This window comes from Ensifer adhaerens, from assembly GCF_000697965.2.
Lineage (GTDB): Bacteria > Pseudomonadota > Alphaproteobacteria > Rhizobiales > Rhizobiaceae > Ensifer > Ensifer adhaerens.
Genome location: NZ_CP015880.1, coordinates 3,260,884 through 3,275,695, shown reverse-complemented (window position 1 = coordinate 3,275,695; position 14,812 = coordinate 3,260,884). Strand labels below are relative to the sequence as shown.

Sequence of the window (14,812 nt, the reverse complement as noted above, 5' to 3'; positions counted from 1 at the left end):
CACCGAAAATTACCCTAGAATATACTGGTAAATATTTCGTTACTTTTGGCCTGGATTGGCTGAAATGTAATCACATATGATTATGTCAATAGTAATTTGTTGTAATTTTGGATTATTTACTGGAAATAAATTCCATACATATTGACTGGACGGTTCGTATTTGATAATTAGCTAATATTGAAATTGAGAATCTAAAAAATATTGATTGAAATTGAATAGTTTATTTTTTGTCGGGTTGTGCGTGTCGTTGTAATAAAGAGAATATTTTTATTATCTATTGCGCTCGCATCCCGTCTCCAAATCACCAACGAAAATGGTGAGTTTAATAATTGGAGGTGCGCATGCGAAAGGTCGTCACGGGACCGCTGTCCGTGGTCGGACAGCGGGAGTTTCTTAAGAAGATCGCAGGAATACCGAAGAGAATACTAGTAACGGGTGGAAGTGGTTTTCTCGGATCTCATATTTGCGAAAGACTTATTTCCCTGGGTCATACGGTCATCTGTCTTGACAACTTTTCGACCGGCCGGCGCGAAAATCTCTCTCATCTGGCGCAGGACCCCCATCTCCACATCATCGATCACGACGTTCGAAAGCCCTACCTGATCGATGCCGATGTCATCTTCAACTTTGCCTCCCCCGCGTCACCACCGGACTATCAGGCGGACCCGGTCGGGACATTGATGACGAACGTTCTCGGCGCGCTGCATGCGCTCGAAAACGCCAAGGCCACTGGCGCCACCGTCATCCAGTCCTCGACTTCGGAAGTCTATGGCGATCCGCTGACCAGTCCGCAGCGGGAAACCTATTTCGGCAACGTCAACACGATCGGGCCGCGAGCCTGCTATGACGAAGGCAAACGGTCGGCCGAGACGCTGTTCTTCGACTACCACCGGACTTACGGCGTGAAGATCAAGGTCGCGCGTATCTTCAACACCTACGGTCCGCGCATGCGGCCCGATGACGGGCGGGTGATATCGAACTTCGTCGTCCAAGCCCTGCAGGGCAAGGACCTGACGATCTACGGTGACGGGCACCAGACCCGGTCCTTCTGCTATGTCGACGACCTGATCGACGGTTTCCTCCGCCTTTCGGTCTCGGCCGACCCGTGCACCGGGCCGATCAACCTCGGCAATCCCGGAGAGTTCACGGTTCTCGAGCTCGCGCGAATGGTGCTTTCGATGACGGGCTCGCGCTCGCGCATCGTGCATCTGGCGGCGGCCACCGACGATCCCCGCCAGCGGCGACCCGATATCACCCAGGCGCGTGGCGAGCTCGCATGGGAGCCGAAGGTGATGCTGCGCGAAGGCCTTGAGCGCACGATCGCCCATTTCGACGAGCGCCTCAGTGCGGCCGGTCGCGCAGTGGCCGGAGAGGCGGTATGACATGTCTCGCGTCGCACTGGTCACCGGCGGAGCCGGCTTCATAGGCAGCCACACCTGCAAGCGTCTGGCTGAGCAGGGCATCGTTCCCGTCGTCTACGACAATCTCTCGACGGGGCATCGAGCCAACGTGAAATGGGGCCCCCTCGTGGAGGGGGCGATCGAGGACAAGGAACGGTTGGCGGCGGCTATCCGGACCCATTCGCCCGAATGCCTCATCCACTTTGCCGCATCCGCCTATGTCGGGGAATCGGTCGAGGATCCCGGAAAATACTACACCAACAATGTCGCCGGCAGCATCGCGCTTCTGGAAGCCTGCCGGGCGACCGGACTTGGACGCATCGTCTTTTCCAGCTCGTGCGCCACCTACGGCATCCCGCCGCAGCTGCCGATTACCGAGGACATGGTTCAGCTGCCGATCAATCCTTATGGCCGCACCAAGCTGATGATCGAACTGATGCTTGGCGACTATGCCCGTGCCTACGGCATCCGCTCGGTGGCGCTGCGCTACTTCAATGCGGCCGGCGCCGATCCGGAGGGGCAGCTGACCGAAAAACACGATCCGGAAACGCATCTCATTCCCCGTGCGCTGATGGCGGCGGCCGGGCGGATCGACAGGCTCGATGTCTTCGGCGACGACTATGCGACACCGGATGGCACCTGCATCCGCGACTACATCCACGTGACCGATCTTGCCGACGCGCATGTGGCGGCGGTGAACTATCTGCGCGACGGCGGCGAGGTGTTGCACGCCAATCTCGGTTCTGGCCATGGGACGTCGGTCCGGCAGGTGCTGTCGGCCATCGACCGGGTCACCGGTCGGCCGGTTCCGGTGCAGATGCTGCCGCGCCGGCCCGGCGACCCGCCGGTTCTCTATGCCGACACAAACTGGGCGCGCCAGAGGCTGGGTTTCCGTCCGCAGCTTTCGGACATCGACACGATCATCGCGACGGCCGCGCCGAGCTTCGGCCTGGAGGTGCGCTCATGAACTGGTCGCTGGAAACCGCGAAACCGGATGAGACGATCGCCTTCGGGCAGAGCCGGAAGGCCGCTTCGGCGCCCGCCGCCCTGTTTTCGGGCCGGCTGCGACTGCTCCATGTCCTCGGCATTGCCGCATGGTTTGGCGCCCTCCTGTATTTCTGGCAGTGGTGGCTTGATCCCGCCCACGTCGTCGACTGGCCGTCCTATGTGCTGATCACGGTGGTCGTCGGATGGATCACGCTGCTGCCGGTCTATTTCATCGTGATCTTTTCCGGCGCGAAGGTTATGGCGGCAAGCGCCGTCCGGGTGCCGCAGGGGCGGGTCGCGATGGTGGTGACCAAGGCGCCTTCGGAACCCTTTTCGGTGGTGCGCAAGACGCTGCTCGCCATGCTCGACCAGACCGGCTGCGAATTCGACGTGTGGCTCGCCGACGAAGATCCGTCACCGGACACGATTGCCTGGTGCGCGGCGCGCGGGGTGATGATCTCCACGCGAAAGGGCGTCGCAGACTACCATCGCTCTTCCTGGCCGCGCCGGACCCGGTGCAAGGAGGGAAACCTCGCCTATTTCTACGATCACTATGGCTACGAGCGCTACGATTTCGTCGCCCAGTTCGATGCCGATCATGTGCCGGAAACCACCTATCTCGTCGAGGTGCTGCGCCCGTTCAACGACCCGTCGGTCGGTTATGTCTCGGCGCCGAGCATCTGCGATGCCAACGCCGCCACCAGCTGGGCAGCGCGCGGGAGGCTCCACGCGGAGGCCAGCATGCACGGCTCGCTGCAGGCCGGCTACAACAACGGCTGGGCGCCGCTGTGCATCGGTTCGCACTATGCCGTTCGGACCAAGGCCCTGAAGCAGATCGGTGGGCTTGGGCCCGAACTTGCCGAAGACCATTCGACAACGCTGATCATGAATGCCCATGGCTGGCGCGGCGTGCATGCGCTGAACGCGATCGCCCATGGCGACGGACCGGCCAATTTCGCCGATCTCGTGGTTCAGGAGTTCCAATGGTCGCGAAGCCTCGTCACGATCCTGTTGAAATACTCGCCGGTCTACGTGCCGAAGCTGTCGCCGCGGCTGAAGTTCCAGTTCCTGTTCTCGCAGCTCTGGTATCCGCTGTTTTCGTCGTTCATGGCGCTGATGTTCCTGATGCCGATCGTGGCGCTCGTCTCCGGTCGGACCTTCGTCGCCGTCACCTATCCGGAATTTCTGCTGCATTTCGCGCCGCTCTCGTTGGTGCTGATCGCGCTTGCCTATTTCTGGCGCTCGACGGGCACGTTCCGGCCCTATGACGCACGCGTCCTGAGCTGGGAAGGCACGCTGTTCCTGTTTGCACGCTGGCCCTGGTCGCTGCTCGGTTGCCTTGCGGCGGTGCGCGATCATCTGACGGGCTCCTTCGTCGACTTCCGCATCACGCCGAAGGGTGGCGGTGCCGCCGCGCCTTTGCCGCTGCGGGTGCTGATGCCCTATCTGGTGCTCGCCTTGGCATCGGCTCTGGTCGCCTGGGGTATCTCCGATGCCGGCACGGCGCGCGGGTTTTATGTCTTCGCCGGCATCAACGCGCTCATCTATGCGGGGTTGGTGGCGGTGATCCTCATTTGCCACGCACGCGAAAACCGGTTGGCCCTGATCCCGCGGTCGACGATGACGGCGGCGACGGCCGGGTGCCTGGTGCTGGTCTCGGTGCTCTCGGCTCAATCGGCCGTGCGCCATGGGGCCGAGGCAACCCAGGCGCTGTCGCACGGCCTGCAGTTCGTGAGCTTCACCGAAACGAGATACACGGTCGCCGGTGCCGGCAGCGGCACCAATCTCAAAACCGTTCGCTTCCGCCTGAAATGGAGAGGGTTTTCACAGCCATCCGACGGGCAGGCGCGCGGCGAAATCAGTGCATCGAATATCAGCCAACAAAGTAACAGGGAAACGATAACGACCAGGAAGGTCGGTCGGTTTCATGTGCCGTCATGACGACGGCAAGCAGTCGAGTGTGTGTGGTCTCCAATGCGAGGAGAAATGCAATGAAAGGGTCGTTGAAAGTCATAGCTCTCCCGCTGCTGGTGCCTTTGGCAGCGGCCGCGGTCTATTTCGGCGCCGAGCCGGTCAAGGCGAAGATGGAAGTCAAGCCAAAGCCGCTCAGCGCCTATGAGGTCTACTCGCTCTACCGCAACAAGACCTGGGAATGGTCGACAGGCGGTGCCCGGTTCGAAGCCCACGGGCGCAAGCTCGTGGCGTTCGTCGACAAGGGCAAGGGCGATCGTTCCTTTGCCGAAGGCAACTGGTACGTCAGCGACCTCGGCATGATGTGCATGCAGGCCACCTGGACGACCTCGGCCAATGCCGGCAACGCCAGGAGCTGCTTCGGTCACGCCCGGATCGGCGACACGGTCTATCAACGCAAGGTGCCCAACGGGAAGTGGTACGTCTTCAGCCATGCCAAGCCCCGCGCCGGTGACGAGTACAAACGCTTCGTCGCACACGACAACATCACGGCCAAGGCACTCCGGCTGAAGGAACAGTTCCTGGCCAAGAAATAGACGTTCTGCTGCAGGAGGATGAAATGAAACGCAAATTGGCATTCGCGCTATGCACGGCTCTGGCTCTCCAGCTGGATCTCAGTGCAAGCTTGGTATCCGCGTTGGCGCAGGAGAAAGCCAATCCTGCGACCAGTGCAGAACAGACGATGAGCGATAAACGTCCGGTCATTCACCCGGGCGGAACGAAGTTCGGTGCCTATGATCCGCATGGCGATTTCGGCGCCCAGAGCGATGTCTCGACCGAGGCGCTGTTCCTGCCTTGGGAAGACGTGGACCTCGCCTCTCTGCAGGTCGCCGACGAGTACGCGCTCCAGCGCAATCGCAACCTGCTGATCACCATCGAGCCCTGGTCCTGGTCGCTGGACTGGAAACTGACGCCGACGCAGCTTCGCGACCGCATGCTCAGAGGTGAGTATGACGCCAACATGGAAGCAATCGCCAACACGATTGCCGGGCTGAAGAGCCCAGTCATCGTGCGCTGGGGCCAGGAAATGGAAGATACGTCCGGGCGTTTCTCCTGGGCCGGCTGGGATCCCCAGGACTGGATCAAGGCCTACCGGCACGCGATGGACATCGTGCGGGCGAAAGCGCCAAAAGCGCAGATCATGTGGTCGCCCAAGGGGCTGCCGAACCTGGTCGACTACTATCCGGGCGATGACTACGTCGATCTCGTCGGCCTCTCGGTCTTCGGGCTTGAACCGTTTGACAAGATCGAATACGGCGCGCCGAAGACCTTCACCGAGGCACTGAAACCCGGCTACGACCTGGTCGCCAAATACAACAAGCCGATATGGGTGGCCGAGCTCGGATGGGAAGGCAGCCAAGCCTATATGCAGCCCTGGATGAACGCCGCGACGCAAGCGGATTCGCAGTTCCCCAATCTCGCCGAGGTCGTCTACTTCAACGACCGCGACGTCATCGATTGGCCGCACGACCTTGGTCGGCCACACTGGCGGGTGGTCAACGACGCCACGAACTGAGGCATCTCGCCGATGCGTGCCCCTCTTGGGGCACGTTGGGGGGTACACTGGGCGCGGCTGGCTCGCAGGTGGCCCAGGTCTCCAAAGTAAAAAGCCCCTCGCTTGAGGCGAGAGGCTGATTTGACTGGGCGGTGGCGTCCGGCCGATGCCGGACCTGACTTACTCGGCCGCCTGCGGACCCAGTTCGCCGCGACGGATCTGGTCGGCTTCGATCGATTCGAACAGAGCGCGGAAGTTGCCCTCGCCGAAACCCTCGTCGCCCTTGCGCTGGATGAACTCGAAGAAGATAGGGCCGATTACGGTTTTCGAGAAGATCTGCAAGAGGATCTTTGTCATGCCACCGTTCACGACACCTTCGCCGTCGATGAGGATGCCGTGCTTCTTCATCCTGTCGATCGGCTCATCATGGCCGTGCACACGGTCGTGAGACATGTCGTAGTAGGTCTCCGGCGGCCCCGGCATGAACTTCAGGCCATTGTCCGACAGCTTGTCGGTGGCATCGTAGATGCCTTCGGTGCCGACGGCGATGTGCTGGATGCCTTCGCCCTTGTACTTGCGCAGATACTCCTCGATCTGGCTCGTATCGTCCTTGGACTCGTTCAAGGGGATACGGATCTTGCCGCAGGGCGAGGTGATCGCGCGGCTGACGAGGCCGGTGATGCGGCCGTCGATGTCGAAGAAGTGGATCTGCGTGAAGTTGAACAGTTCGCGGTAGAAGGCCCACCACTTGTCCATATTGCCGCGATAGACGTTGTGGGTCAGGTGGTCGAGATAATAGAAGCCGACGCCCTCGGGCTTCGGATTGCGCTCCCCGGTCCACTCGAATTCGGCCTCGTAGGCCGAGCCCTTGGCACCGTAAGTCTCGACGAAATAGAGCAGCGAGCCGCCGATGCCGACGATCGCCGGGACATCGAGACACTTGTCCCTGCCTTCGTAAGGGATGGCGCCCTTCGAGACTGCATGCTCGAAGGCGTGCTTGGCATCGACGACGCGCCAGGCCATCGACGGGGCGCAGGGGCCGTGTTCGTCGACGAAGCGCATGGCGTGCGAGCCAGGCTCGGCGTTCAGGATGTAATTGATGTCGCCCTGGCGCCAGACGGTGATGTTCTTGCTTCTGTGTTTGGCGACCGGGCTGTAGCCCATGCGAGTAAAGAGCTCGGCCAGCTTTTCCGGTTCCGGATGGGCGAATTCGACGAACTCGAAGCCGTCGGTGCCGGCGGGATTGTCAGCGGTAATCGTTGCCGGCGGGGCGTCATGCGGGAAGGGGCCCATCGGAAGTCTCCTCTTATTCTTCCAAACTTTGCTGGAGTATGACGCAATTCCCATGCATGATGCTTGTATTCTTGCGCGGTTTAGACAGAATGGCGCACGAAACATGCAAAATTGCGTATTAGGATGCACGAATGGAGCAGCTTGACGGGTTCGATCTCAAGATCCTCAGCGAATTGCAGCGTGACGGGCATCTGACCAACAACGAACTGTCGGAACGCATCGCGCTTTCGCCATCGCAATGTTCGCGCCGGCGCACCCGGCTTGAAGCGGAAGGCTACATCACCGGCTACCAGGCACAGATCGACCGGCAGAAGCTCGGCCTCGATCTGATGGTGGTGATCTCGGTCACGCTCGCCACCCACAATCGCGACAATGCCAAGCGCTTCGGCAAGCTCATTTCCGGCCTGCCGGAGGTGCTGGAGGCCTATGCGCTCACCGGCGAGATGGACTACCACATGCGGGTGGTGACGCCGGATCTTGCGGGGCTGTCGCGCTTCGTCAATGACGTGCTTCTGCCGCACGACAGCGTGCAGCATGTGAAGACGTCGATCGTGCTTGAAACCTTGAAGAGCTTCGAGGGCGTGCCGATCCCCGAGCGGATGAAGGGCTGAAGCCTCAGGCAGAGGGCGGAGGGTCGAACCTGCCGATAGCGCGTTCCACTGCTTCCAGCCCGACGGCGAGCGCCTGTATCCCGGCCGGCCCGATCAGCGTGTCGAGTTCCGCCTGATAGCGGACGGCAAGCTCCGTCAATTCGCCATAGGCCCGGATGCCGGTCTTCGTCAGTTCCAGATGTTCGATGCGGCGGTCGTTTTCGTCTTCGCGCCGCGTCAGCCAGCGGCGTTCTTCGAGCAAGGCGACGGCGCGGCTGACCTTGGTCTTGTGCATGGCCGAGTGCGCGCCGACTTCGGTGGCCGTCATCGGGCGGCTTGTGCTGCCGAGGGCGGCCAGAGTGCGCCATTCCGGGCGCGTGAGCTGGTAGCGCGCCTTGTACTGGGCGGCAAAGCGCAGCGCGACGAACTCCTCGGCGCGGTTCAGCCGATAGGGTAGGAAGGCATTGAGTTCGAAGCCATCGGCGGCCATCGGGCATCCTTGATAGTTACAAAATCGATAGTTACGATTGCAACTAATATGCCGAAGGCGACGCCTGCGTCCACCCTGGGAAAAGGCCGTCGCCGCGGTATTTGGAATTGCGCCGGACCTGTGAACAGGTCGCTTCGCGAAGCCGAAGCAGGGTGCCATGAGGAGGAGGATCGACGATGCTGGACAAGGCAGGAAAACAGGCCGGGACACTGGCTAAGGCCAACGAAGCGCTTGGCTACATGCCCGGCTTCGGCAATGATTTCGAGACCGAGAGCCTGCCGGGCGCCCTGCCGCAAGGGCAGAACAGCCCGCAGAAATGTGCCTATGGCCTCTATGCCGAGCAGCTTTCGGGCTCCCCCTTTACCGCGCCGCGCGGCACCAACGAGCGGTCCTGGCTTTATCGCATCCGCCCGAGCGTTCGCCACACCGGACGTTTCAACAAAATCGACTATCCGCACTGGAAGACGGCGCCGCATGTCGCCGAGCATTCCCTGGCGCTTGGCCAGTTGCGCTGGAATCCACTGCCGGAGCCGACGGAAAAGCTGAACTTCCTGCAGGGCATCCGCACGATGACGACGGCGGGCGATGCGCCGACGCATTCGGGCATGGCAGCGCATGCCTATGCCTTCAACGCCGACATGGTGGACGACTATTTCTTCAATGCCGACGGCGAGCTGCTGATCGTTCCGGAAATGGGCGCGATCCAGGTGTTCACCGAGCTCGGCAAGATGGACGTCGAACCCTCCGAGATCTGCATCGTGCCACGCGGCACCATGTTCAAGGTGACGCGACTTGGCGACGAGAAGGTTTGGCGCGGCTATGTCTGCGAAAACTACGGCGCCAAGTTCACGCTGCCGGATCGCGGTCCGATCGGCGCAAACTGCCTGGCTAATCCGCGCGATTTCAAGACGCCGGTCGCCGCCTTCGAGGAGAAGGAGACGCCCTGCCGCGTGCATGTGAAGTGGTGCGGCGGTTTCCACGTAACCGAGATCGGCCATTCGCCGCTCGACGTCATCGCCTGGCATGGCAACTACGCGCCCTACAAATACGACCTCAAGACCTATTCGCCCGTCGGCGCGATCCTCTTTGACCATCCGGATCCGTCGATCTTCACGGTGCTGACGGCGCCCTCGGGCGAAGAGGGCACGGCGAATATCGATTTCGTTATCTTCCCGCCGCGCTGGTTGGTGGCTGAACACACTTTCCGTCCGCCCTGGTACCACCGCAACATCATGAGCGAATTCATGGGGCTGATCTACGGTCGCTACGACGCAAAGGAAGAGGGCTTCGTGCCTGGCGGCATGAGCCTGCACAACATGATGCTGGCGCATGGGCCCGATGCGTCGGGCTACGACAAAGCGACGAATAGCGAGTTGAAACCGGTGAAGCTCGACCATACGATGGCCTTCATGTTCGAGACCCGCTTCCCGCAGCAACTGACCCGCTACGCCGCCGAACTGGAGACGTTGCAGGACAACTACATCGACTGCTGGACGGATCTCAAGAAGCGGTTCAACGGGACGCCGGAAGGCGATTGGTCTTGAGTTCACGCCTGGTTTTGCTCGGCAGCAAGGGCGGTCCGGCGATCCGGCCGGGCGGCCCGTGGCCGACGTCGTCTCTGCTTCAAATCGGCGGCCGGACGGTTGTCGTCGATTGCGGCCTTGGCGTCACGCGCGGACTGACCGATGCCGGTGTGGCGCTGAAGACGCTGGACCTGATCGTCATTACCCATCTGCATTCGGATCATGTGCTGGAACTCGGGCCGCTCATTCACACGGCCTGGACCGCGGGGTTGTCGCAGCCGGTACGCGTCTACGGGCCCACAGGCACTCGCGCCTATTGGCAGGGCTTCCTGCAATCGATGGCCTTCGACATCGAGATCCGTATCGTCGATGAGGGCCGGCCCGACCTGCGGATGCTGGTCGAGGTCATCGAGTTTTCGGAAGGCGAGATCTTCTCCGAGAACGGCCTGACGCTCTCGGCGCTGCGCGTCGACCATCCGCCGGTGACCGATTGCTTTGCGCTTCGGTTCGACGATGCGGAAGGCTCGGTCGTGTTCTCGTCCGATACGGCCTATTTCCCTCCGCTTGCTGATTTCGCCAAAGGAGCTGACATCCTCGTGCATGAGGCGATGCTCGCCGAAGGCGTCGACCGGCTGGTGGCGCGCACCGGCAATGGCTCGCGGCTGAAGGAGCATCTGCTGGCGAGCCATAGCTTCGCCGAACAGGCGGCGGCGATCGCGGCGGCTGCCGGCGTCGGCCGGCTGGTGCTGCATCACCTCATCCCCGCCGACGACCCCGAGATATCTGAGGCCCACTGGATTGCGGCGGCTCGCAAAAACTGGGCGGGCGCCTTGACGATCGCCACCGACGGCCTTGTTGTGAAGATTGCGGACGATTCGTCCGCGTAAAGGAATTCCGCGACGGCCGCGAAGCGGTCTTCGGTCTGGAACAATGAGAAGTTTGAGAGGGAGGACTGCATGAAACTGGCGACACTCAAGGACAGTACGCGCGACGGAAAGCTCGTGGTCGTCTCCCGCGATCTTACCCGCTGCTCGGAGGTCGGGCACATCGCCCGCACGCTGCAGGCAGCGCTCGACGACTGGGCGCATGCGGGCCCTCGGCTTGCGCGCGTCGCCGAAGGGATCGAGACCGGTTCGCAGCCGACGATCCGCTTCCATGAACATGATGCGCTGTCGCCGTTGCCGCGCGCTTACCAATGGGCCGACGGCTCGGCCTACGTCAATCACGTCGAGCTGGTGCGCAAGGCCCGCAATGCCGAGATGCCTTCAAGCTTCTGGACCGATCCCTTGATGTACCAGGGCGGCTCCGACAGCTTCATTGCGCCGCGCGATCCGATCCCGCTTGCCGACGAGACCTTTGGCGTCGACATGGAGGGCGAGGTCGCCGTCATCGTCGACGACGTGCCGATGGGTGCGACCATCGACGAGGCACGGGCGGCGATCCAGCTCGTCATGCTCGTCAACGACGTGTCGCTGCGCGGGTTGATCCCGGCCGAGCTTGCCAAGGGTTTTGGTTTCTTCCAGTCAAAGCCGTCGTCGGCCTTTTCGCCGGTTGCCGTTTCGCCGGATGAACTGGGCGACGCCTGGGACGGCGGCAAGCTGCACCTGCCGCTCCAAGTCGACCTCAACGGCAAACCCTTCGGCCGCGCCAATGCCGGCATCGACATGACCTTCGATTTTGCGCAGCTGGTCGCGCATGCGGCCAAGACCCGGCCGCTTTCCGCCGGCACGATCATCGGTTCGGGCACCGTTTCCAACAAGCTCGACGGCGGACCGGGCAAGCCCGTTGCGGAAGGCGGCGCCGGCTATTCCTGCATCGCTGAACTCCGGATGATCGAGACGATCGCCGGCGGTGCGCCGAAAACCCAGTTCCTGAGGGTCGGCGACGTCGTGCGCATCGAGATGAAGGACAAAACCGGTCATTCCATCTTCGGAGCTATCGAGCAGACCGTCGAAGCTTACAACACAGTCGCAAACGGCTGACTGACACGAACGGGCAAGGCATGAGCGAGACCGTCCTTTACGACTACTGGCGTTCGTCGGCGAGCTATCGGGTGCGCATCGCGCTCAACAACCTCGGTGAAAGCTATCGTTCTGTGCCGGTCGACCTGCTTGCCAAGGCACACAAGGCGCCGGGGCATCTGGTCCGCAACCCGCAAGGGCTCGTGCCTGTCCTTGAGATCGATGGCGAGCGCTTCACGCAATCGCTCGCCATCATCGAGTACCTCGCCGAGACCCGGGCAACCTCCGGCTTCCTGCCGGATGACGCCATCGGTCGTCAGCGGGTGCGCAGCCTGTCCTATGCGATCGCCATGGACATCCACCCCGTCTGCAATCTCAGCGTCGTGTCCCACGTCATGGCCAATGCCGAGGACAGCGAGGCGGCGCGGCGCAACTGGATGCGCAAGTTCATCGGCGAGGGGCTTGCCGCCTTCGAACGGTTGCTCGACCATTCCGCGACCGGGCGCTTCTGCCATGGCGACATGCCGACCATGGCGGATTTCTGCCTTGTGCCGCAGGTCTACAATGCCCGCCGATGGGACGTCGATATTTCGGCCTGTCCGCGGCTGGTCGCGATCGACCAGAACTGCGCGGAGATCGAGGCTTTCGCCCGCGCGCACCCGGACCGCACGCCGCGCTGATCGGCCAAGCGGCTTCTCGCTTGATCCCTTCTCCTTGCACCTTCGGGCGCGCCCGCATCCTGCGGGCCGCCTTCTCTGGCCGGTTCCGTCAAGCGAATGTCGCGAATGGATCGACGGCGGCGAAAAGGCCGCGCTAGTTTTTGTATGACTGGCCGTATAAGGGGGGCCGGAAAAACCTCTGGAGCGAGAGACATACCGATGAAAAGCTATGTGCTGAACGTCAGCTGCAAGACCACCCGTGGCATCGTCGCCGCGATCACCGGCTATCTCGCCGAAAAGGGCTGTTATATCTCCGACAGTTCGCAGTTCGACGACCTCGAAACCGGCCTGTTCTTCATGCGTCTCAGCTTCATCAGCCAGGAAGGCGCAAAACTCGACGAGTTGAAGGCAGGTTTCGAAGCGGTGGTGAAGCGCTTCGACATGAACGCCGAGATCCGCGACAGCGAGGAGCGCATGAAGGTGCTGCTCATGGTGTCGCGTTTCGGCCATTGCCTCAACGACCTGCTCTATCGCTGGAAGATCGGCGCACTGCCGATCGATATCGTCGGTGTCGTCTCCAACCACTTCGACTACCAGAAGGTGGTGGTCAACCACGATATCCCGTTCCACTGCATCAAGGTGACGAAGGAGAACAAGCCGAAGGCGGAAGCCCAGCTGCTGGAACTGGTCGACCAGACCGGCGCCGAACTGATCGTGCTTGCCCGCTACATGCAGGTCCTGTCCGACGCGCTCTGCAAGAAGATGTCGGGCCGCATCATCAACATCCATCACTCCTTCCTGCCGTCGTTCAAGGGCGCCAACCCCTACAAGCAGGCCTATGAGCGCGGCGTGAAGCTGATCGGCGCGACGGCGCACTACGTCACCGCCGACCTCGACGAAGGCCCGATCATCGAGCAGGACATCGCCCGCATCACCCACGCCCAGAGCGCCGAAGACTATGTCTCGATCGGCCGCGACGTGGAAAGCCAGGTGCTGGCGCGCGCCGTGCACGCCCATATCCACAACCGTTGCTTCATCAACGGCAACCGTGTCGTCGTCTTCCCGCCGAGCCCCGGCTCCTATGCTTCCGAGCGTATGGGGTGAGGCGTCAGGCAAATCGCATGCTGAAAACGAGAAACGCCGCCGGTTCGATCGGCGGCGTTTCTCGTAGGTTGGAGCGCGAGGCGACCGGAACGCGCTACGCTATTGCAACAGCTCAAGCCCGACCGCCGTCGCCTCGCCGCCGCCGATGCAGAGCGAGGCGATGCCGCGCTTGACGCCCTTGGCGCGCATGGCGTGAAGCAATGTCACGATGATGCGGGCGCCGGATGCGCCGATCGGGTGGCCGAGCGCGCAGGCGCCGCCGTTGATGTTGACGATCTCGTCCGACAGGCCGAGGTCGCGGATCGCCGCCATCGCCACCACGGCGAAGGCCTCGTTGATTTCGTAGAGGCCGACGCTGCCCTTCTCCCAGGCGAGCCTTGCCAGCAGCTTGTCGATTGCGCCAATCGGGGCCGTCGTGAACCAGGCCGGCTCCTGGGCGTGGCCCGCATGGCCCGCGACGATAGCAAGCGGGGTCAGCCCACGCTTTTCCGCTTCGCTGGCGCGCATCAGGATCAGCGCCGCTGCCCCGTCTGATATCGACGACGAATTGGCGGCCGTCACGCTGCCGCCGTCGCGGAAGGCGGGTTTCAGCTTCGGGATCTTTGACGGATCCGATTTGGTCGGCTGTTCGTCGCGGTCGAGATTGGCGGTCTGGCGCTTGCCGGCGCCAGCGACTGCCACGACTTCCTCGGCAAAGGAACCATCCTCAGCTGCGCGGGTTGCGCGCTCCAGAGATCGCAGCGCAAAGCCGTCCTGATCGGCGCGCGAGAACTGATAGTGCTCGGCCGTGTCCTCGGCATAGGTGCCCATCAGCCGGCCGGAATAGGCGTCTTCGAGGCCATCGAGGAACATGTGGTCCTTGACTTCGCCATGACCCAGGCGGAAGCCGCCGCGCGCTTTCGGCAGCAGATAGGGCGCGTTGGTCATCGACTCCATGCCGCCGACCGCAAGCACCGACGCGCTACCGGACAGCAGAGCATCGTGGCCAAGCATCAGCGCCTTCATGCCGGAGCCGCAGACCTTGGAGATGGTCGTCGACGGCGTTTCCTTGCCGAGGCCGGCGCCAAGGGCTGCCTGGCGCGCCGGGTTCTGGCCAATGCCGGCCGGCAGCACATTGCCCATCAACACCTCGTCGACAGCATCAAGGCCGGCACGATCGAGTGCGGCTTTGAGCGCTATGGCGCCGATTTCCGGCGCGGTCAAATCCTTGAGGCTGCCCTGAAAGGCGCCCATTGGCGTGCGGGCCGCCGAAACGATGACGATCGGGTCAGTTCTGCTCATGTCTTTCTCCCATACGGCAAAAGGCAATGGTTGGCGCGAGTGCGTCACCCGCGTGTGT

General features: G+C 62.1%; 14 protein-coding genes. 11 read left to right on the top strand and 3 right to left on the bottom strand.

All coding sequences use genetic code 11. The features are described 5' to 3' along the window. Positions 1–341 precede the first annotated feature (341 nt). Genes FA04_RS16010 through FA04_RS15990 form a run of 5 tightly spaced genes read left to right on the top strand, consistent with a single transcriptional unit; the run spans position 342 to position 5,874 of the window. A complete protein-coding gene (locus tag FA04_RS16010; RefSeq protein WP_082566281.1) occupies positions 342–1,382 on the top strand; it encodes a UDP-glucuronic acid decarboxylase family protein in 1,041 nt (346 codons plus the stop codon). Between the two features lies 1 nt (position 1,383). Further along, positions 1,384–2,367 carry a UDP-glucose 4-epimerase GalE gene (gene galE / locus FA04_RS16005; RefSeq protein WP_034787210.1) on the top strand — a complete coding sequence of 328 codons (984 nt, stop codon included), beginning with the start codon at positions 1,384–1,386 and terminating at the stop codon, positions 2,365–2,367. Further along, positions 2,364–4,328, top strand: coding sequence for a glycosyltransferase family 2 protein (locus FA04_RS16000; RefSeq protein WP_063979552.1), 1,965 nt, complete (start codon positions 2,364–2,366; stop codon positions 4,326–4,328). Before galE ends, FA04_RS16000 begins: the two co-directional genes overlap by 4 nt. A 50-nt stretch (positions 4,329–4,378) precedes the next feature. Beyond that, a complete protein-coding gene (locus tag FA04_RS15995; protein ID WP_034787207.1) occupies positions 4,379–4,894 on the top strand; it encodes a DUF995 domain-containing protein in 516 nt (171 codons plus the stop codon). Positions 4,895–4,917: 23 nt separating this feature from the next. After that, on the top strand, positions 4,918–5,874 hold the full coding sequence (locus FA04_RS15990; protein ID WP_034787204.1) for a glycoside hydrolase family 26 protein: 957 nt from the start codon (positions 4,918–4,920) through the stop codon (positions 5,872–5,874). A gap of 159 nt (positions 5,875–6,033) precedes the next feature. Here FA04_RS15990 and hppD read toward each other — a convergent pair whose 3' ends face one another. Further along, a complete protein-coding gene (gene hppD / locus FA04_RS15985; protein WP_034787202.1) occupies positions 6,034–7,146 on the bottom strand; it encodes a 4-hydroxyphenylpyruvate dioxygenase in 1,113 nt (370 codons plus the stop codon). Positions 7,147–7,277: 131 nt separating this feature from the next. Between hppD and FA04_RS15980 the strand changes: the two genes are divergently transcribed. Continuing rightward, positions 7,278–7,757, top strand: coding sequence for an Lrp/AsnC family transcriptional regulator (locus FA04_RS15980; RefSeq protein ID WP_034787199.1), 480 nt, complete (start codon positions 7,278–7,280; stop codon positions 7,755–7,757). Between the two features lie 4 nt (positions 7,758–7,761). Here the strand turns inward: FA04_RS15980 and FA04_RS15975 are convergent, their stop codons facing one another. Continuing rightward, on the bottom strand, positions 7,762–8,226 hold the full coding sequence (locus FA04_RS15975) for a MarR family winged helix-turn-helix transcriptional regulator (RefSeq protein ID WP_034787197.1): 465 nt from the start codon (positions 8,224–8,226) through the stop codon (positions 7,762–7,764). 176 nt (positions 8,227–8,402) lie between these two features. On the opposite strand from FA04_RS15975, the gene hmgA reads away from it, so the two are divergent. The 5 genes from hmgA (at position 8,403) to purU (ending at position 13,473) form a co-directional block, all read left to right on the top strand. Continuing rightward, positions 8,403–9,770 carry a homogentisate 1,2-dioxygenase gene (gene hmgA, locus FA04_RS15970; protein ID WP_034787194.1) on the top strand — a complete coding sequence of 456 codons (1,368 nt, stop codon included), beginning with the start codon at positions 8,403–8,405 and terminating at the stop codon, positions 9,768–9,770. After that, positions 9,767–10,636: an MBL fold metallo-hydrolase gene (locus FA04_RS15965; RefSeq protein WP_034787191.1), complete on the top strand. Its 870-nt coding sequence runs from the start codon at positions 9,767–9,769 to the stop codon at positions 10,634–10,636. The genes hmgA and FA04_RS15965 overlap by 4 nt, the downstream gene beginning before the upstream one ends. 69 nt (positions 10,637–10,705) lie before the next feature. Beyond that, complete coding sequence (locus tag FA04_RS15960) at positions 10,706–11,731, top strand: fumarylacetoacetate hydrolase family protein (RefSeq protein ID WP_034787188.1); 1,026 nt, start codon at positions 10,706–10,708, stop codon at positions 11,729–11,731. Positions 11,732–11,751: 20 nt separating this feature from the next. Then, the gene (maiA, locus tag FA04_RS15955) at positions 11,752–12,390 is read left to right on the top strand and encodes a maleylacetoacetate isomerase (RefSeq protein ID WP_034787186.1); all 639 of its coding nucleotides are present in this window, start codon (positions 11,752–11,754) and stop codon (positions 12,388–12,390) included. A gap of 198 nt (positions 12,391–12,588) precedes the next feature. Then, complete coding sequence (purU, locus tag FA04_RS15950; protein ID WP_034787183.1) at positions 12,589–13,473, top strand: formyltetrahydrofolate deformylase; 885 nt, start codon at positions 12,589–12,591, stop codon at positions 13,471–13,473. Positions 13,474–13,572: 99 nt separating this feature from the next. On the opposite strand, the gene FA04_RS15945 is transcribed toward purU, so the two are convergent. Beyond that, positions 13,573–14,754, bottom strand: coding sequence for an acetyl-CoA C-acyltransferase (locus FA04_RS15945; protein WP_034787179.1), 1,182 nt, complete (start codon positions 14,752–14,754; stop codon positions 13,573–13,575). Positions 14,755–14,812: the final 58 nt, after the last annotated feature.